At 44.8% G+C, this 19,568-nt stretch carries 16 protein-coding genes; 1 reads left to right on the top strand and 15 read right to left on the bottom strand.

Annotation, left to right across the window (positions count from 1 at the left end):
• Positions 1-95: 95 nt before the first annotated feature.
• The 5 genes from hpt to MD536_RS18575 form a co-directional block, all read right to left on the bottom strand.
• Positions 96-638: a hypoxanthine phosphoribosyltransferase gene (hpt, locus tag MD536_RS18595; RefSeq protein ID WP_239602876.1), complete on the bottom strand. Its 543-nt coding sequence runs from the start codon at positions 636-638 to the stop codon at positions 96-98.
• 1 nt (position 639) lies between these two features.
• Positions 640-1,848, bottom strand: a complete 1,209-nt coding sequence (locus MD536_RS18590) for a glucosaminidase domain-containing protein (protein ID WP_239602874.1) — start codon at positions 1,846-1,848, stop codon at positions 640-642.
• 4 nt (positions 1,849-1,852) lie between these two features.
• Positions 1,853-2,494, bottom strand: a complete 642-nt coding sequence (locus MD536_RS18585) for an O-methyltransferase (protein WP_239602866.1) — start codon at positions 2,492-2,494, stop codon at positions 1,853-1,855.
• Positions 2,495-2,527: 33 nt separating this feature from the next.
• Complete coding sequence (locus MD536_RS18580; protein WP_239602865.1) at positions 2,528-3,223, bottom strand: LOG family protein; 696 nt, start codon at positions 3,221-3,223, stop codon at positions 2,528-2,530.
• A 102-nt stretch (positions 3,224-3,325) separates the two neighbouring features.
• Entirely contained in the window at positions 3,326-4,780 is a 1,455-nt protein-coding gene (locus tag MD536_RS18575; RefSeq protein WP_239602863.1) for a sodium:solute symporter, read from the bottom strand.
• Between the two features lie 67 nt (positions 4,781-4,847).
• Here MD536_RS18575 and MD536_RS18570 point away from each other — a divergent pair, with 67 nt between their 5' ends.
• Positions 4,848-5,387 carry an LOG family protein gene (locus MD536_RS18570; RefSeq protein WP_239602862.1) on the top strand — a complete coding sequence of 180 codons (540 nt, stop codon included), beginning with the start codon at positions 4,848-4,850 and terminating at the stop codon, positions 5,385-5,387.
• Between the two features lie 2 nt (positions 5,388-5,389).
• Here MD536_RS18570 and MD536_RS18565 read toward each other — a convergent pair whose 3' ends face one another.
• The 10 genes from MD536_RS18565 to MD536_RS18520 all read right to left on the bottom strand — a co-directional run bounded on the left by MD536_RS18565 (position 5,390) and on the right by MD536_RS18520 (position 19,562).
• Positions 5,390-5,992 (bottom strand): hypothetical protein, encoded by a 603-nt coding sequence (locus MD536_RS18565; protein WP_239602860.1) that lies wholly within the window; start codon positions 5,990-5,992, stop codon positions 5,390-5,392.
• Between the two features lie 14 nt (positions 5,993-6,006).
• The gene (locus MD536_RS18560) at positions 6,007-7,053 is read right to left on the bottom strand and encodes a PorP/SprF family type IX secretion system membrane protein (RefSeq protein ID WP_239602858.1); all 1,047 of its coding nucleotides are present in this window, start codon (positions 7,051-7,053) and stop codon (positions 6,007-6,009) included.
• Positions 7,054-7,069: 16 nt separating this feature from the next.
• Positions 7,070-10,708, bottom strand: coding sequence for a DUF7948 domain-containing protein (locus MD536_RS18555; protein WP_239602856.1), 3,639 nt, complete (start codon positions 10,706-10,708; stop codon positions 7,070-7,072).
• A 74-nt stretch (positions 10,709-10,782) separates the two neighbouring features.
• Positions 10,783-12,903, bottom strand: a complete 2,121-nt coding sequence (recG, locus tag MD536_RS18550; RefSeq protein WP_262916048.1) for an ATP-dependent DNA helicase RecG — start codon at positions 12,901-12,903, stop codon at positions 10,783-10,785.
• 27 nt (positions 12,904-12,930) lie between these two features.
• Positions 12,931-14,136, bottom strand: a complete 1,206-nt coding sequence (locus MD536_RS18545; protein WP_239602855.1) for a glycosyltransferase family 2 protein — start codon at positions 14,134-14,136, stop codon at positions 12,931-12,933.
• Between the two features lie 91 nt (positions 14,137-14,227).
• Complete coding sequence (locus MD536_RS18540) at positions 14,228-15,391, bottom strand: sugar transferase (RefSeq protein WP_239602853.1); 1,164 nt, start codon at positions 15,389-15,391, stop codon at positions 14,228-14,230.
• A 27-nt stretch (positions 15,392-15,418) separates the two neighbouring features.
• A complete protein-coding gene (locus MD536_RS18535; RefSeq protein WP_239602851.1) occupies positions 15,419-15,823 on the bottom strand; it encodes a response regulator in 405 nt (134 codons plus the stop codon).
• A 274-nt stretch (positions 15,824-16,097) separates the two neighbouring features.
• Positions 16,098-17,312 (bottom strand): glycosyltransferase family 2 protein, encoded by a 1,215-nt coding sequence (locus MD536_RS18530; RefSeq protein WP_239602850.1) that lies wholly within the window; start codon positions 17,310-17,312, stop codon positions 16,098-16,100.
• Between the two features lie 14 nt (positions 17,313-17,326).
• Complete coding sequence (locus tag MD536_RS18525; RefSeq protein WP_239602848.1) at positions 17,327-18,244, bottom strand: ROK family protein; 918 nt, start codon at positions 18,242-18,244, stop codon at positions 17,327-17,329.
• Positions 18,245-18,269: 25 nt separating this feature from the next.
• Positions 18,270-19,562, bottom strand: a complete 1,293-nt coding sequence (locus tag MD536_RS18520; RefSeq protein WP_239602846.1) for an MFS transporter — start codon at positions 19,560-19,562, stop codon at positions 18,270-18,272.
• Positions 19,563-19,568: the final 6 nt, after the last annotated feature.

The raw sequence follows: 19,568 nt of genomic DNA, 5'->3' as shown, positions 1-19,568 counted from the left end.
ATAATATGGCAACTACAGTTTTCAGGACGGCGGGAATTTCTACTCGAAATTAGGTCATATTAGGTTTTAGGGGTACCAAAAAAGCCGGATAAGCTTTACTGGTTCTCCTTTAACTGGTAAATCTCCGGAATATTGCGTCCAAGCCCATCATAATCTAATCCATAACCCAGCACAAACTTATCCGGGATACTGAATCCCAGGTATCGGATCGGAACCGGGAATCGGGTGGCTTCCGGTTTGTGCAACAAAACAGCCAGTTCCAGCGAGGCTGGTTGCTGGTGGTGTAACTGGGGCAAAAACTCGTGCAAGGTTTTGCCGGTGTCTACAATATCCTCCACTATGATAACGTGCCGGTCATGGATATCTGTATCCAGTCCAATAGCAGTAATCACCTGGCCAGTAGACTTGGTTCCTTTATAAGAAGCCAGTTTTATGAAACAGATTTCTGCGTCTATGCGGATGGCTTTAAAGAGATCTGAAGCAAACATGAAGGAGCCATTCAGGATGGCAATGAAGAGGGGTTTCTTTCCTTCATACTCCCGGTTGATTTCTGCTGCCAGTCGCTGTACCTGCCCATTAATTTCTTCAGCCGTCAGATAGGGCTCAAACTGTTTATCCTTAACCTGTAAAACAGACATATCAGTTGGTGTAAATAAGTAATTGTTGGCCGGCTTTCAGTCCATTAGAATTCAGCCGGTTCCATTCTTTCACCTGCTCAATACTAACCCCGTATTTTTTACTGATCCCATAGAGGGTTTCCTTTTCCCGCACGATGTGCTGTACCGGTTTTTGTTTAAAGGAAGCCTGCTGTACCAGATCAGTTGGCCTGGAACTGGTATAAGCCAGCTCGGATCGTTGTTGCGGACGTTTATCACCCGCCAGCAGTGGCTGTTTGGGCGATTTTTCTTTGAGGTACAAACGTTCTCCGGGTGCCGGTTCCATATCAGGGTGCAGGTGGTTTAATTCCAGGAGGGAACCATAGCGTATACCTTCAGCCTGCGCGATATCATACAAGCTTTCATTTGATCCAACTATATGAAAAAGTCCGGCGCCGGTTTTCTTTTTACGTTGCAGAAAAATAAGTTGATCGGTTACCAGGAGGTCTCCTTCTCCCGGGGTGATATCATTATAATCGAGTAAGCGTGCCAGAGATACCCGATGTTCATCTGCCAGGGCCAGCAAACTGGTTCCAGCCTTCGCAAATAACACTTTGGTATGATTGATCTCAAAAACTCCGGAAGGATAATTTGTAACAACGGGTGGTACGGGGATTTCTATAATATCTTCCTTTGGCGGACGAATACCAACCAGCAGCTGATCAGATGGAGCTTTTTTACCGAGTGCAATCAGCGTATAATCCTGCAGGTTATAGGTCTCAATCAGTTTGATCAGAATCTGGGAATACTTGATATTGGTTGCATAACCTGCTTTTTTGAGTCCGTATGCCCAGGCTTCGTAATCGGTTGGATCCAGTTTGAAAAGAAAACCATAGCGTTGGTTGGACTTTAAAAAATCAGAGTGATCACGATATGAATCAGAAGCCGAAGAATAACTTCTGAAACATTCACCGGCGGCATCATCATCATGATAAACTTTATCACCTGTCCAGGTAGATTTACACTTGATTCCGAAATGATTGTTTGAACGCATCACCAGGTCACTCTGGCCGGCCATGGTTTCATGAATTCCCTGGGCAAGTTTGATGGCAGCCGGAACGCCGGTGCGTAGCATTTCATCAACTGCCAGTTGCCGGTATTCCTGAATATAAGCCAGTACCGTCTGATTTTGTTGGGCATTGGTCCGGCTGAGAAAAGCGATAAACAGAATCAATAGGATTGGACGCTTCATGATCTTAGTTTTTCCGGATTAATAAAAGTCCGTCGCGAAGGGTAACCAGGCTGGTTTCCACCCTTGGATCAGACTTTACATGTTCATTAAATGCATGTATGGCTTTCGCGTTTTTTCCACTGATCACAGTTTCAAGCACCTGACCATGGAACAACACATTATCTGCGATAATCAGTCCACCTTTTCTGAGCCTTGGTACCACCAGTTCATAATATTCAATGTACCCGGTTTTATCTGCATCGATAAAAACAAGGTCCCAGGTAAAAGGCAATTGAGGAATGATGGTGGCAGCCGGACCAACCATCAGATGAATTTGGTTGGAATATGCAGAACGATCAAAATACCCTTTTGCAGTTGCTGCATCTTCCTCTCTTATTTCAATGGTATGCAGGCTACCCATTGGAGCCAGTCCTTCAGCCAGGCAAAGCGCACTGTATCCGGTGAAAGTTCCAATCTCCAGGATGTATTGAGGTTGCAGGAGTTTGCTGAGCATGGAAAGAAATCGCCCCTGCAGCCGCCCGCTCAGCATATGCGCATGCGGATGATTTGCCTGTGTATACCTGTTGATCTCCTCCAGTAACGGGGATTCTGCAGAACTGAACCGCTCTGCATACTCATTTATCGGCTGATCAATTAATTCCTCCAAGTGGACAATTTGTGCAAAAATAGGCCCAAATTCTTAGAAATTCGGTTGAAGCGGATGTTTACTGTAGAAATGTAAGACCTGTTCAGCTACTTCATCAGCCGTATCCACCATTTTCAGCAGGTCGAGGTCTTCCGGAGAGATATAACCTTCCTTCAGCATGGTTGATTCGAGCCAGTTCATAAGTCCGCCCCAATAAGAGCTATCCACCAGGATCAGCGGCACCTGCAACATTTTACCTGTTTGGATCAGGGTACCCACTTCGAAGAATTCATCCATGGTACCAAATCCACCGGGCATCATAACGAAACCCTGGGAATATTTAGTAAACATGGTTTTGCGCACAAAGAAATATTCGAAATGCAGGTTGGCGTCTCTGTCGATGTAGGGGTTGGCATGCTGTTCGAAAGGAAGCTCGATATTCAATCCCACGGATTTTCCACCACCCAGCTGGGCACCTTTATTGGCAGCTTCCATAATACCCGGACCTCCACCTGAAATAATACCGAAACCTTCATCTGCCAATCGCTTGGCAACATCTACCGTCAGTTCATATGCAGGGTGACCTGGTTCTGTGCGTGCGGATCCAAAAATGGAGATACAGGGTCCTAGTTTAGCCAGGGCTTCAAATCCATCCACAAACTCTGCCATGATTTTAAAGATCTGCCAGCTCGACTGCGCTTTTGATTCACTCCAGCGCCTTTGCTTCGTCATACGGATCGTATCGTTCATAGTCTTCCATTTTAAGGTTAGGAGACAACAATGCCACCCATATGATTCGATGGATGGCATCGTAGGTTTACTTACTTAAAACGTAGATTTTCCTGCTTTAGTTTATGCCAGGGCAGGTTTTTTGGAGATCATTAACAAGCCCAGGAAAGTGATTAAACCGTTGATAAGCAGCAGTTCAATACCGATCTGGTATCCGCCAAACAGACGATCTGCATTTTCACTGATCAGGTAACTGAGAACCGGTGAAAGCAGACAGATAATAGTAACCGTAATACTGTCAGCAAATTTCCTGTTGGTCAGGATACCGAAGGAGAAAAGTCCGAGTAGTGGCCCATAGGTATACCCTGCCAGATCCAGTATCACCCCTATAATTGATTTGTTGTCAATCAGTTTGAAGATCAGGATACAGACCATGAAAATGACCGTAAAACTCAGGTGAACGGTCATTCGTATGCGCTTTTGATCTTTTTCCGACAGGGATGGATTTCTCTTAATTCCGAGCATATCGATACAGAAAGAAGAAGTGAGGGCTGTAAGTGCACCATCTGCACTGGGGAAAAGGGCGGAGATGAGGGCAATGATAAAAATCACAGCTGTAATCGGTGGAAGATAACTCAGTGCCACAGTTGGGAAGAGATCATCGCCTGCTACATTCAGTCCTTTTTGTGCAGCAAAAATATAGAGTAACCCGCCCAGCAGCAGGAAAAGAAAATTCACGAAAACGATGATCACACTGAAAGTCATGATGTTTTTCTGAGAATCTTTCAGCGTTTTAACTGAAATATTCTTCTGCATCATTTCCTGGTCGAGGCCTGTCATGGCGATGGTAATAAAAGCACCTCCCAGTATCTGCTTAAGGAAGAACCCCTTGCTGTTTACATCAAAATTGAAAATATTGGTATACCCTTTGACGGAGAGCGCAGACATGGTTTCACTGAAATTGAGTCCCAGGTTGTTCATGATATACACAACACAAACAACCAATCCGAGTAACATGAAACTGGTTTGAAGCGTATCGGTATAAACAATTGTTTTTACGCCCCCTTCAAAGGTATAAAGCAGGATCATGAGCAGGATGATCAGGGAGGTAACTACAAAAGGAATCCCCAAATCATCGAGTATGAATAATTGCAGAACATTTATCACGAGGTAAAGCCTGGCAGTTGCGCCGATGGTACGTGAAATGATAAAGAACAGGGCGCCGGTTTTATAGGCGGTGAAGCCAAATCGTTGTTGCAGGTAATTGTAAATGGAAGTCAGGTTCATTTTATAATAGATCGGCAACAACACATAGGCGATCACAATATAACCCAACAGGTACCCGATAACCACCTGCATATAACTGAAGGCGGAGGTGGCAACAGTGCCGGGAACGGATACGAAGGTCACTCCACTCAATGAGGTACCGATCATACCAAAAGCTACCAGCATCCAATTCGAATTTTTGTTTCCGATAAAGAAACTTTCGTTATTGGAATTCCGGGAAGTGATATAGGCAACAACCAGTAAAACAGCAAAATATGCGATCACAAAAGTGAAGAGCAAGGTAGAGGACATGCGACAAAGATTTTATAAAAATTGACACAATGTAAATAGGAATACGCTTACTTTGACACAATTATCTATGAATATAAAAGCAATTGCTGTTTTTTGCGGATCGCAGACCGGCAATAACCCCATATTCGCGAAACACACAGCAGAACTGGGCAAATTGCTGGCCATGCTGCAGATCAAACTCGTGTATGGCGGAGGGAAAAAAGGATTGATGGGCATTATTGCAGATTCTGTGCTGGAACATGGCGGAGAAGTGATGGGAGTGATTCCAAAGGTATTGACTGAATGGGAACAACAACATACCGGAATAACAGAACTGGCAGTGGTACCCGACATGCATACCCGCAAGCGAATGATGTATGAGATGAGTGATGCCGCCATTATTTTACCGGGAGGATTTGGCACCATGGATGAGTTTTTTGAAATGCTCACCTGGAATCAGCTCAAGATTCATGATAAGAAAATATACCTCTTGAATTCAGGAGGGTATTATCAGCATCTCATCCTGTTTATGCGGCAGGCTGCTACGGAGCAGTTTTTATATGAACCTGTTGAAGACCGGATTATCGTGTGTGATAACCCGGTAGAGTTGTTCAATAAGATTCAATAGGATCAGAATCCTGCGTTGAAGCCTACGGTCATGAAAATATTATTGCCGTATGGAGTTCCCGGATTAGGCCAGGCTCCCTGTTTGTTTAGCAGATCATATTGGGCCATGATGATCAGACCACCAGCTCTGCCTGCTGGAAGGTAGGCACCAGCACCAGCTAATAAGGAAGGTAGGATCTTTCCATTAATGGATCTTTTCACCTGCTGTTGAGAGGTATATTCAATATTACTGCCCCAGATATAATTCATTTCCGGCTGTAATTGAATAAACCCTTGTTTAATAGGGTAAAATCTTCCGAATAGATTCATACCAGCAACACCGTAGCGGTCTTTTTCTACCAAGGTTCCATTAAAACGATATTTCCTTTGAGAAAACTGTCCATTGATTCCAATACCCGCAGCAAACATATCATTGAACCGATACCCCAGTTGCGGAGAAATATTGATAAAGGTAAAGTTGCCAAAACTCAAACCAAAGTTCCCTCCTACAAAGAGGCGGCTTCTCTCAAATCCTTTGGGTGTTTCTTCTGCAGTATCATCCTGTGCAAACAGGCTTCCTGTAACAAGGCATAGGCAGGTTAGCGCAAGTACGATTCTTTTCTTCATGGTTCAAATTTACTCTAAAAAGTCGGACAGAGGGATTGCCGGAGATTACCCTGGCCTTCACTGTAAAATCCATGTTTCAACAGAGAAAATTCAATAGCGCCGCGGGCACCGTTGTATTGTGCAAGAGAGGAAGTGGTAACATCATAGGTGAAACTCATCCTGAAATTTTTCCATTGAAATCCGATTAAAGGAATCAGCGACTCTCCTACCCTGTAGTACATTCCGCCGATTACCTGGGTTTCACCATCCCCGCTCAGATTGTAGTTGGCACTTAAACCACCAACCAGTTCAGAGGCGCTTGCCTGGTTGGTATAATAAGCCATGGGATTAACGATTACCTGCTGATTCACTTTCACACTAGCATTCACAAAACCGATATAACGGGGAGCAAGGCGATTGTCAAAACCCGTTTCAGTAAAGAATGTTTCCCTGGGACGATTGATATGATGAACAGAAAAACCACCATTCACATAAAGATCTTCTGTCGGGAAATAGGCATAGTTCAGTCCCACCTGCATATCCATATAACCGATACTGGTAGAATTAAAAGCCACATTGGTTGGCACACCTGCATCAAAGAAACCGGTAGCCTGGTTGAACTGATCCGGAAATTTCAAGCGGGTTGGATCAATGCGTTTATTCGCCCATCCCAGGTTAAAACCGGCAGAAAGCAAACTGGATAACCCAAGCATCTGGTGATAGGCAAGAGATCCATATACCTTGGTAGAAGTAAGGTTTCCACTTCCGGCAACATCTCTCAGGATAACTCCACCCACACCCAGCCAGCCATTTTCAATTCGATCGCGCATGATCTGCGCATCACCAAAAATACTGATGGTTTTATATGGCACATCCATCACATTGATAAACTGACTCCGGTAATTGGCACCAATCCGAAAATCCGCATCCGGAATAAATCCGGTGTTGGCAGGGTTGGTAGTCAGCGGAGAATTAAACCACTGCGAAAACCGGAGATCCTGTGCAAAACTCAGGTTCATTGTAAAAAGCGCCAGCAGGATGCAGAATCCGAAGCGCCACAAGTACATTCCACGTTTCATCATGCTACTTCTTTTTGTGTTAACGGATCAGGGTTATATCACCTTTTTTGGTGGTTCTGGTGCCATCTGTAAATTCAACTTCCAGGATATAGGCATAGGCATCCATCGGTTGTACGACACCGTTAAACCGACCATCCCATCCAAGTTTGGTGCTATTGGATTCAAATACTTTCTGACCAAAGCGATTGAAGATCATGAATCGCATTCTGCCAATTCCAAATCCACGGACAAAGATCACATTGTTGGGAGCTGATCCGAGTGGTGTGAAGGCATTCGGCACATCCACCTTGGGAACGATCAGTGCTTCCACCGGAAGGCAGAGCGTATCCGCACAACCAGACTGATTAACAGCAACCAGGCAGGCATCGTACTGACCGGTACGATTGTATTGATGTTCAATTGGCAACCTGCTGGAGGTATTCAGACTTTCTCCATCTCCAAAATCCCAGGCAAATGCAATAGCATCTGCAGAAGAGTTATTCCGGAAAATGGTGGGCGTATTTTCAATGGGCGTAACGGGACTATGCGTAAAGGCAGCAGTTGGGGCACTTTGAACCAATACATCCCTGAATGTTTGATCTGTAATATTACAGGTATTGGGATCAGTAACGGTGAGGGTTACCCGATAGGTTCCCGGATTCTGGAATATCTTGACAGGAGTTTTTTCTGTGGAAGTGGTGCCATCCCCGAAATCCCATAAATAGGTTTGTCCGGCTATACTAGTATTTTCAATTTCCGCCGTGTAAGGAGCACATCCGTTTGGAAGTTCAAAGCGGGCTTCTACAAGGGGAGCCAGGTTGAATTCTTTCAATACAGAATCACCCGAATTACAATAGATCGTATCTCTGATTATTAGCCGGATTCTGTAAGTACCCGCAGACTGGTAACTGTGGGTAACCGATTGCGGTCCGGATATAATCCTGGTGCCATCTCCAAAATCCCATATGAAACTGGTATCGGTAAAAGGTTTACCGGCCGGAGGAGTAGATAAGTTATCAAATCGGAATGAGAGGGATTCACAGGGATCCAATTTGACTGCATTGAAATCCAGTAATGCTTCATCTGCCCGAACCCGCATATTGATATAGGCAGTATCCCTGATATTACAACTGTTTGAATCCACAGCAATTAATCGTACGCGGAAATTACCGACCCGCGTATAAGTATGCTGAACTTCAAAATTAGTTGTAATCTGATCCGGTGAACCGTCTCCGAAATTCCATTCATAACTTTGCGCATTCCGGATCGTATCTCTTAATGTTACTGTAAGAGGAACACAACCGGATGTATCAAATACGCCACCGATAGCAGCAGTAACGCCAGCGCCAACACCTGCAAAATTAAAGGCGATTTTAAGGGCAGCAAGATTACATTCCGCACCATTCCCTGTATTGTGGGAACCGGAAAAACGATTGGAGCAACACCATGCACCAGGAGTCACCGGAAATACTGGCCTTGTTGGAGTCAGGGATGAACTGTAACAGTTTGCACACATGGCCTGGTAGATTACTCCTTCCTGGTCGAATCTGCTGGTACCTCCATCCACATGTTCGGAGAAATTTCCATTCTGGCCAAAGAAGCTACCATAGAGCAACTCAGTTGCATCGCGTTTGATCACGATGAAATAAAAATCATTGTTATCCGTGGTACGCTTAATTGCATCATCTGTAACCGGCATACCGCTGGTGCCTGCCATATTAAAATTGGCAAGGTTGGTGCCACCCCAGCCCGATACATACACATTCTCGCAACGATCTACCAGGAAAGCAACAGGTGAAATATTAGGTAAGCTGGAATTGGTACCATAAGTAGTGGTATATACCCAGCCTGAAAGATCCGGGCGGAGTTTACCAATAAATTGTTTGGCACCATCTGTACCATACACAGCATTGATGCGTGGCCAGTCACCAAAAGTAATGCCCATTACATAAGGATCACCTTGCCGGTCAAATTCAAAACCCAGTACTGCATCCCGTTGTGGTGTACCGATATAAGTTGATTTTTTATGTACTGATCCATCGCTGGAGAATATGGCAATAAAACCATCCGGTTGGTCTCCTCCAAATGTTTGCCCTAAAGTACCCGACTTGTCACCCGGGAAATTATTACTTAGGGTTGCACCACAAATCCAGATATCGCCATTGAAGGGATGTATACCCAATACAAAACCAGCATCAAAGGCTGAACCTCCAAGGTAAGTGGATACCAATATATTCGATAATGTTGGATCTGTTTTAATCAGTACAGCATCCTGTCCGCCACCAAAGGTTCGATAAGGAGCATTGGCAGTTGTGAAAAAATTATTAGAACGGGTACAGGAAGCGAGGTAGATATTACCAGCCCGGTCAATATTCACTTCACTTCTGGCATCGTCTCCATAGAAATTAATGAGTTGTCTTGTAGTACCAGTATGACTGTCGCCGGAATTCTCTCCATCGTTTTCACTACCACCGATCCGGATGGATCCAATAAGACCGGTACCACTTGGATTCAGTTTTGCCAATACAATATCATATCCGCCTTGCGGACCAAAACTGCGGAGTGCGGGAAAATTGGAGGAATTGGTTCTTCCAGCAATTACGAGATCACCCTGTGGGTCAACGATTAAGCTATGTGGCTGATCTGCATTATCACCTCCGATATAAGTAGCATACAAACGCTGGGTTCCCGAAGGATCAAATTTCATGATCCCCATATTGAATTTACTTTGGCCCCGGGTTGCCTGGAAGGTTGACTGAAATGCTCCCGGTGAAGTAGGAAACCCATCGCCAAAAACAATTCCTCCGCTGTATAAACTACCATCCGGACCATAAGTAGCTGTATAACCCCAGTTATCTGAACGGCTGCCGGTGAAGGTTGCAAAGATCAGCGTAGGATCAATGATCAGTGGAACAGTTTTATCGTAGGCTTCCAGCTGAAAGAAAACCTGGTTGCCACGCACTGCGTATCGCGAAGGAATTTCAGTTCTGCCTTTTAGACCAACCTGAAAAGTATAAGGGGGCAATTCCCGGACTTCTCCTACACTTGTTTTTATAACCAGTTCTCCTTTACTCAGGGATAGTTTATCTACCCCATCGTATTTCATTACAATCTGGGAAGGATTACCACCAGGCTGCACTATGAATTCATATTTGAGGAAACCTTCATCGGAATAGTAGCGAATATCAATATTCGGGTATACATTCTTGTAAGTAACGGTGCTGTATACACGACAACTCGATCCGAATTTAGAAGGATCATTTCCTAAAAAATAAGATACCACTCCCGGCAATGGTTTTTCGGGAATAAGTTGCGGGTTGGCAGTCATACCCACCAATTCCATTCTGTAAGCATGTGAACGCAATACAAATGTTTCATCCGTTGCTCCGCCTTCTGTTGGTATGGCAATACTTGCTTTGGAAGCCGTTGCTTTATTCTTATTTCCTTTTCCTCCACCGGATGGTTCATCATGCATATGCCCATGCCCGAGAGAGGCCAGTTTTTTTAGATCATCGGGATTGTGCTGCAGTACCGTGAATCCTTTATGCTGAAGGAAAAAAGCACCGTTGCCGAGATCCCCTTTAAAAGTTACAGAAGGATCCCATTGCCCTTTGTTTTCAACAAACTCAAGGCCAAGTGTATTCTTTTGAGTAAATCCTGCAAAAGAACATAGGGTCAAGATGAGTATTTGGATTGTGCGTCTCAAGGTCTATTGAATTTACATCAAATAATCGATTATTCCAGTCAGTAGATTTACGATATCCTGCTCCAGGCCAGTTTTCCTTTCTGCGCCTGAAGGTAGAATTTTAACGCGCTGTTTTCTTCCCGCTTCAATTCCGGATCTGTCTCCAGCACCTGTGCTGCCTGGTATTTTGCGGCATCCAGCCATTGTTTATCTTTTATGAGATCTGCCAGCTTGAAGTTCAACATTCCACTTTGCCGGGTGCCTTCAATATCACCCGGGCCTCTCAATTCCAGATCCTTTTCTGCTATCCGGAAACCATCATTCGTAGCACACATAATTTTCAACCGTTCGCGTGCCTCATTGGTTAGCTGGGTGCCTGTTAATAATATGCAAAAACTCTTTTCACTTCCTCTTCCGACTCTTCCTCTTAACTGGTGGAGCTGTGATAAACCGAATTTTTCTGCACTTTCAATAACCATAACACTCGCATTGGGTACGTTAACACCTACTTCTATCACTGTTGTTGCCACCATGATCTGAGTATCGTTTTGCACGAATCGTTGCATATTGGTTTCCTTGATATCCGGCGCCATTCTTCCATGCACCATGCTGATCCAGTATTTAGGCTCGGGAAAAAATGCTTTGATGTTTTCGTATCCCCGCATCAGGTTCTCCAGGTCCAGTTTTTCAGATTCTTCAATGAGTGGAAAAATGCAATACGCCTGCCGGCCTTTCTGAATTTCCTCTTTTATGAAATCCATTACCTGAGCCCTTGAATAGTCAAAACGATGAACCGTTGTGATGGGTTGTCTGCCAGGAGGCAATTCGTCAATAATACTATAATCAAGATCCCCGTAAGCAGTCATGGCCAGTGTTCTTGGGATAGGCGTAGCTGTCATAACCAGCACATGGGGAGGAATGCTTGCTTTTTTCCAGAGTCGCGCTCTTTGTGCCACACCAAAGCGATGCTGTTCATCAATTATGGCCAATCCCAGTTGCCGGAATTGAACCGGATCCTCTAATAAAGCATGTGTACCTACCAATAAATGCAACTCACCCTCCGCCAGTTCTTTCAGTATTTTTTTTCTTGCTGCTGCTTTTGTGGATCCGGTTAGCAATGCAATTTTAACTGGCATCTCTTTTAAAAGTGCAGAGAGTCCCTGGTAATGCTGAGTGGCTAATATTTCAGTGGGTGCCATCAGGCTGGCCTGGAATCCGTTATCAACAGCCAGTAACATGGAAAGTAATGCCACAATGGTTTTGCCGCTACCAACATCCCCCTGCAAGAGGCGGTTCATCTGCCTTCCATGCGCCATATCCTGCCTGATTTCCTTTAACACCCGTTTCTGTGCATTGGTAAGAGCAAAAGGCAGGTGATTATGATAAAAGTTATTGAAATGTTCACCTACCTGAGAAAAGACAACTCCTCTTGAATACCGGTGCCGTTCGAGTTTTATCAATCCAAGCCGGAGTTGTGCAATGAATAATTCTTCAAATTTCAGCCTGGCAAGTGCGCGCTGGTAGGCCGGGTCTGATATGGGAAAATGGATCTGCTGATAGGCTTCATATCTCGTAGGAAACTGGTATTCCTGCAACAAACGAGCCGGCAGGTTTTCGGGAAGATCTCTTTCCTGCAAAGCTTCCAGCAGGGTAAACAGTAGTTTGCCTAATTGCCGCCCGCCAAGGGATTTGGCTTTTAGTTTTTCTGTGCTTGGATAGATAGGCTCAAGAAATGCTTTTCCCCCTGCTTTGGCAGGTGTATAAACTTCCATTTCCGGATGTGTAAGCTGGAGCATCCCATTGAAATAACCTGTTTTGCCATAAACCAGATAAGCCTGTCCGATTTGTATGTTTTTCTGTATCCAGTTAATTCCCTGGAACCAGACGAGTTCCAATACACCGGTTCCATCTTTGAGTTGGGCAACCAATCTTCGGCCCCGGTTTTCTCCCAGGACTTGCATGGATTGAATAGTACCGGCTACCTGGATGTATTCCATGGAGGGACTAACCGCAGCGAGTTGAGTAATTTTAGTTCGATCAATATGCCGGAGGGGAAAATGATCCAGCAGATCACGGAAGGTGAAAATTTGCAATTCTTTTTTCAGGATGTCTGCCCGCAGCGGACCTACCCCTTTCAGGTATTCAATCGGACTGGATAATATGGGTGCATCAAAGTTGATGGAAGACAATTTGGGCTCAAAATTAGCATACCGGGATTATTTCTGAGATTCTTTCAGCCCGGTATAGGATTTGGGTGTTGGAATAAATTCTTTTCTACCGGTTTTAACTTTCAGCAATGCTCTTAACATGGCTACCATCAAAGCGGGTAAACTGAGTAATGCTTTAATGGTGGGAGAAGAATAATACCTGGAAGGCATGGCAATGGCAAGTGTTAGCAGGAAAAACAGGAGCAGGCTCAGCCACCAACCGGGTACCGGAAAGAAAAAAGCCCATCCGGTGGCATATCGAATGATTACCAATACCAGGATAGCCGAAAAAACAACCAGGTATAAAGACCTTGGCAACAATAAGTTTTGCACCAGTTTGTTGTAATAGTGGCGGTCTTTATAGATGCCAATCATATCCGGTTCCCAAAACATCCGAAGATGGTACCACTGGGCTTCCAGCCAGCGAAGGCGTTGCTTTTCGAAAACATCGTGACTGGCTACTTTTTCGTCCAGCACCCATGCTTCCGGCAGATAATGCATTTGGATACCCCTTTTCAATAATTGCATATCAATTTCTCTGTCTTCACCTGGGTTCTCCAAAATCGGCTTCCAGTTGAAGATGGATTTAAGCAGGTTAAATTCGAATGCCATTCCGGAGCCGGAAGGTGCTGCTGAAAAACCAAGCGCCTGTTGCCCCTGGCGAAAGAGGTGGTTATTGATTTCTTCGCTGATTGCATCCAGCAGGGCAACACTGGTTTGTTCATTTTTTGCAGTCCGATGACATTGAATAGCCTGGTGACCTGCTTTATATGCATTGTTTACAAGGCGAAGGCAATCCGGTTTCATAATATTGTCTGCATCCAGCAACATTACCAGATCGTATTGACCAGGCAGCAATGTTTCCAATGCGGAATGGATGGAGCGCGATTTCATCCTGGTATTAACCTCCAGTACACTTGCACCAAAATGCCGGAGTTGTTGTACAGTCATCGGCTTCAGAGAATCCGCCACAACCATCACATCAAATTTATCCCTGGGATAATTGTGCAAAATTGCTTCCTGTACAGTATGGCAGATAATGTGATCATCGCGGAAACTTGGAATTAATATCAGGATGTTTGCCAGTTCACTGGCTTCCGGGATAGGGTCTTCGCGGTACATAAGTCCGGCTATTGCAACAACCAGTAAATAGGTTATGCTGCAAAACAGGTAGATAAAAATCAATAATCCGGCTATGTATAAAAATGTTACCACATTAATCGGAAAAGTATAAAAAAAGAACCGTATTCTAAATACAACCTAAAAAGCCGGCGTAAGGCCGGCTTTAGGTTGGGAAATATGTTGCTCAGGAAATATTTGATTTTTGAATCAGGGCTGGAGGTGTATGAGCTATGATCCATAAATCAAATAAGAAATTCTGTTTTTGCGCATAAGTGATGTCCAGCTTGATGCGTTCTTCCACAGACATGCAATGGCGATCTTTTTTACGGATCTGCCATAAACCCGTTATACCTGCTGGAGCCATGAACCGCTTTGACCATTCATCTGTAGTAAGCATTGCAGCTTCATACAAGGGTAAAGGACGATTACCAACTATTGACATATCCCCCAGCAATACATTGAAAAACTGTGGAAGCTCATCCAAACTGGAGTTTCTCAGGAATCGACCAAAGCGGGTTGCACGCGGGTCATTGGTGATTTTAAAGAATACACATCCATTGTCCTCGTTGTACTCATTTCTATGCTTAACCGCATCTTTCAGCTCTTCGGCATCGAGTTTCATGGTGCGGAACTTATAAAAGTTGAAGATCCGATAACCACGACCTGCTCTTTTCGAAATATAAAAAACAGGACCCCTGCTCTCCAGTTTGATGATCATTGCGATCAGTAACATAACCGGACTCAAAAGAATCAGAGCTATTGAAGATACCAGGATATCAAACAATCTTCTTCCAACTCCAAGTGGCGTCAGTTTCGCCTGCTCAGCCACCTGCTCCATTTTATATTCAGATCGGGAACAGTTCCTCTTTTTCACTTTTGAAAGAAAATCAACACGCTGGATCAGTTTGTCGTCTGCTTTGCGGGTATCAATAACGTCATCGAATAAACGCATCAGCAATGCCTTATCTTTTGCTTCCACCATTTTACCGGCAGAATCCATGATTACCGGTATAGCACGGAACTTTTCAATTGACTTCAGGTAGGCATTCAGGTTAGCTGCTTCAGCCAATTCCAAATTTCCTTCCACAATAATAACTTGTGGTATAGTTTTTGATTGAGAATCGATGCGCTGAAGAATAGCTATCGCCTTCGGAACGGATTCAGCGGCATATCCACCTTCAAACAGGTGAACGAGATAATCAATATTGCGGGAATTTTTTCCAATAAAGAAAAATTCCCTGTTATGCAAAACAGCCACCGGTGCGGCCTGATGCTCGCGGGTAATTGAATACCTGCGATAGGTTGGCTGCTGGGAAGCTATTGGGGTTAATTGTAAAGTTTGTTCCATTCAGGTAAGATTTATTCGAAAGTTTTATCAAACCACTTTCAACAGTTTTTTCGATCCTGCTACAGGCGATTTGGTCAAAGCTTCCAGTGTTTTTATAAGGTCAACGGGATTAAATGGTTTGTGAAACGCTGCTTCCACATCATAACGGGTACATACAGTTGCAATTTCTTCTTCTTCCAAAGACGAAATCACTACCATAGGTATATTCTTATACAGCTCACTTGTTTTAAAGTATTCGACAATTTCCCAGTTAGCGGTATCAGGCAGTTCAGGATCTACTACAATAGCAGATGGCAGCTCTGACCTGGTTAACCAATACATGGCATCTCCTGCTTCTGAAGCAGTGATGGCTGAAAATTGTTCACTCAAAACAGTGTGCAGTAAAAATCGAATCGATTTACTAGCTGTGATTACGAGTATTTTTCTTTTCATCCTTGAATAATTAAGTTTTGTTAGAAACTCAATTTTTCAATAGGAGTTCAATTGGAACGGTTAGGCTTTCAATGGGTACTTGGAACAATCAACATCAGCGCTACCTGATGGGTAATCAGAAAAATACTACTAATGGAGGCGAGTTCTTAGGATTGTGGAACGGTAAGCAAGCTTCCTAAGTGCATGTACTTAGGCTATCGTGGGGTAAAAGTAATATATATTTCGATTTTAAGAAATCTACGGAGGACTTTTTTCTATTTCAGCGTAAAAATACTTATTCACCGGATGCATCCCCAGACTCCGGATTAACGGGAACCCTTATGCGGTTTGCTTTTTCCCACCTGGCATCTGTTCCGCCAGTAAGATATTTTATTAGTCCGGCCAGGATTGCCCAATGCATGAAAACAAAATAATAGGGGATATATACGATGGGCCATTTCGTATTTGTACGAGCTCCCAGCCAGCCAATTACAGCCAGGCCATAAAAGAGAAGCTGAACCAACCCAGCCAGTTCGTATACCCCACCTGCTCCTTTTACAACCAGGTAAATCGTGCTTAGCGCCAACAGTATCAATGCCGGTGCTGCTGCCACCCAGCGCAAAACCCGGTGGGAAAAGAATTGAAAAAACAAAAGTGGGTTGTTCCTGTATTCCCAGCTTTTGGATAATCTGCCCAGCGCCTGGAAGCCTCCTGCAGCAATCCGGATCTTTCTTTTTTGTTCCTCTGCCAGATTAAAAGAACCAGCCTCTACAGCTCTTGCATCCGGCTGATAGGCTACCCGGTAGCCCGCTTCACAGATCCGCATGGAAAGTATAAAATCATCCAGCACTGTATCTGGTTCCAGCGGAGTAAACAGGTTGGTCCTCAAAGCCAGCAATTCTCCAGCGGCTCCCACAATGCTGTGAAGCCGGGCGTCATTCTGCTTCAGAAAGGATTCATATTTCCAGTAAAGGCCTTCTCCTTCTGATGAGAGTTCTTCAGCTCCTGAACTCACTACCAGTTTCTCTCCTGATACTGCACCTATAGCTGGGTTGTCAAAGGATTGTACCAGTTGCAGCAGCGCCTCTTCATTCAACACGGTATTGGCATCTGTCAGAACAACCAGGTCACTTGTTATATCCTGCATAGCCCGGTTGATAGCAGCTGCCTTTCCAAGCCGTACAGCCTCATGCAGCAGGTCCACCTGGGGAAATGCCCGCACAATCTGTTCTGTACCGTCAGTGGACCCATCGGTTATAATAAGCACTCTGAATTTCTCCCTTGGATATCGAAGGGAAAGAGTATTACGGATTTTCCCCCCTATTACGGCAGCCTCATTAAAGGCAGGGATCAGGACTGTGAGAGATGGCAGCTCCCTGTCGGTCAGCTTGCCTGGCGCGGACCCCGGTTTTCTTTGCGCCAGGATATACACCAGTAGCCCATATACTATATAAATATATAAGAGTAACAGCAGGCTAACCCAAAACAATATTTGAAAAAAAACTTCCATGTTGGCTCCGACTCCTAGCGAGGCCCAGCTACCAATGCAGCTGCACCAAAAACACCCGCACTGTCGCCCAATTTCGGTGCCAGAACAGGTGTATCCAGCCGGTTATTGAAGATATGTTTTTCAAGGCTGGCTTTCCCTTCGGTATAGATACTGGCAATATTTCCAACTCCTCCCCCAACAAGGATTACATCCGGATCCAGCAAATTGGTGATTATTGATACTGCTTTCCCGAAATATTGATGCAGTCGGTCCAGGGTCATAATGGCTGCTTCTTCACCCTGGCTGGCAGCTTCCACAATTTCCTTCAGGGTCTTTCTTAATCCGGACTCCTTTGTATAATACCGCTGTAATGCAGGTCCGCTTAATATGGTTTCCACACAACCAGCGCGACCGCAATAACAGGGGCCACCGGATTCATCGAGAAAGATATGTCCCCATTCTCCTGCAATTCCATTTTTGCCTTCCCAGATGAGTCCATTATGAACAATGCCTCCACCTACGCCGGTACCCATAATGATACCAAAAACCATCCTGGCATCGGGAACCACCTGCTTTACTGCTCCCCATTGGGCTTCTGCCAGGGCAAAGCAGTTGGCATCATTTGCCAGCACCACAGGTATTCCCAGCTCTTTTTCCAGGTCCGCTTTCAGGGGATTACCATTCAGTGCTGTACTGTTGCAGTTCTTCATGGTTTGCAGGATAGGGTCCAGTACACCCGGGGTTCCTATTCCTATTCTTTCAGGTTTAAGGCCGGATTCCTCTTTCATGCGCTTTACCAGTACGCCTATTTGGGAAACAATATGTTGATAGCCTTTGTCGGCTTCTGTTGGAATGCGGGTTCGAAGGATCGGTTGCGGATCACCGGTAGCAGGCAGGATTACCCCTTCTATTTTTGTTCCTCCCAAATCGATTCCCCAAATGGCAGTTGGCATGATTGCTTTTTGAGGTCTAAAATAATCAAACTTTGATCTCTTTCATTTTAGGAACCAGCAGGTGCATGATTCCCCAGGCAACCAGGTAGGCCATTGAACATACCAGAAACATGATAAAATAACCGGCTTCAATCTTGCCCAGCGCTTTATAATGATCGAAGAGCAGTCCGGCCATCTTAGCAATTAAGATCCCCCCCAATGCGCCAGCCATCCCACCCAATCCGGTTACTGATCCAACAGAAGATTTGGGAAACATATCGGATACAGTAGTAAATATATTAGCACTCCAGGCCTGGTGGGCAGCTGCCGCCAGTCCGATTATCAAAACAGCCAGCCACATATTGATACTTCCCAACCATTGAGCCAGCATCACCGGCAAAGCTCCCAATGCATAAATGAACATGGCTGTTTTTCGGCTTCTGAATACCGGCCAACCAGATTTGATAAAGCATAAGGGCAACCAGCCTCCTACCACGCTACCTACCGTTGACATCATGTAAACCAGTGCAACCGGTATAGCGATGGCAGTATTATCCATCTGGTATTCCGCTTTCAGAAAAGAAGGCAGCCAGAAAAGGTAAAACCACCAAACGGGATCGGTAAGAAACTTCCCAAGCACAAAGGCCCAGGTCTGCCGGAAACCAAGCAGGCTGAACCAGGGGAGTTTAGGACTTTCATCAGTCGTAGGTTCTGCAGCTGTATCACTATTGATATGGGCCAGTTCTTCACTGTTAACTTTTGGATGTACAGCAGGGGCGCTATAAGATTTAAACCAGAAGATCAGCCAGATAAAACCGGTTGCAGCAGTCAGGATGAATGCCCACTCCCATCCCCAGGTGGCTGCAATATAGGGTACAGTCAGTGGTGCCAGGATGGCGCCTACATTGGCGCCTGAATTAAAGAGACCGGTTGCCAGTGCTCTCTCTTTTTTGGGAAACCATTCCGCTACGGTTTTGATAGCCGCCGGAAAGTTACCAGCCTCAGTTATACCCAGGGCAGCTCTTGCAACAATAAATCCAAGTGTGGAACTCACCAGCGCATGACCACCTGCTGCGAAACTCCAGCCGATAATGGCAAGTGCATAGCCCATTTTGGTTCCTATCTTATCGACCAGGGGACCCATCAACAATAAACCAATGGCATAGGATAACTGAAAGGCAATTACAATATTTGCATAGTCTGATTCAGACCAGCCGAATTCCAGTTCAAGCGGACCTTTTAATAGACTTATAACTGCCCGGTCGAGATAGTTAATCGTAGTGGCAAAAAATACCAGTCCGCATATCGTCCACCGATACTTTGTTTTTTCATTTTTCATATGGTC

The organism is Flavihumibacter cheonanensis (genome assembly GCF_022352215.1).
GTDB classification, from domain to species: Bacteria; Bacteroidota; Bacteroidia; order Chitinophagales; family Chitinophagaceae; genus Flavihumibacter; species Flavihumibacter cheonanensis.
This window is presented reverse-complemented; position numbering and strand designations above follow the sequence as displayed.

Excerpts from the sequence above, each read along its gene's own strand:
- MD536_RS18530 (WP_239602850.1), bottom strand. The coding sequence starts at position 17,312 with ATGGAAGTTTTTTTTCAAATATTGTTTTGGGTTAGCCTGCTGTTACTC.
- hpt (WP_239602876.1), bottom strand. The coding sequence starts at position 638 with ATGTCTGTTTTACAGGTTAAGGATAAACAGTTTGAGCCCTATCTGACG.
- MD536_RS18565 (WP_239602860.1), bottom strand. The coding sequence starts at position 5,992 with ATGAAGAAAAGAATCGTACTTGCGCTAACCTGCCTATGCCTTGTTACA.
- MD536_RS18580 (WP_239602865.1), bottom strand. The coding sequence starts at position 3,223 with ATGAACGATACGATCCGTATGACGAAGCAAAGGCGCTGGAGTGAATCA.
- MD536_RS18540 (WP_239602853.1), bottom strand. The coding sequence starts at position 15,391 with ATGGAACAAACTTTACAATTAACCCCAATAGCTTCCCAGCAGCCAACC.
- MD536_RS18590 (WP_239602874.1), bottom strand. The coding sequence starts at position 1,848 with ATGAAGCGTCCAATCCTATTGATTCTGTTTATCGCTTTTCTCAGCCGG.
- MD536_RS18560 (WP_239602858.1), bottom strand. The coding sequence starts at position 7,053 with ATGATGAAACGTGGAATGTACTTGTGGCGCTTCGGATTCTGCATCCTG.
- MD536_RS18520 (WP_239602846.1), bottom strand. The coding sequence starts at position 19,562 with ATGAAAAATGAAAAAACAAAGTATCGGTGGACGATATGCGGACTGGTA.
- MD536_RS18575 (WP_239602863.1), bottom strand. The coding sequence starts at position 4,780 with ATGTCCTCTACCTTGCTCTTCACTTTTGTGATCGCATATTTTGCTGTT.
- MD536_RS18525 (WP_239602848.1), bottom strand. The coding sequence starts at position 18,244 with ATGCCAACTGCCATTTGGGGAATCGATTTGGGAGGAACAAAAATAGAA.
- MD536_RS18570 (WP_239602862.1), top strand. The coding sequence starts at position 4,848 with ATGAATATAAAAGCAATTGCTGTTTTTTGCGGATCGCAGACCGGCAAT.
- MD536_RS18535 (WP_239602851.1), bottom strand. The coding sequence starts at position 15,823 with ATGAAAAGAAAAATACTCGTAATCACAGCTAGTAAATCGATTCGATTT.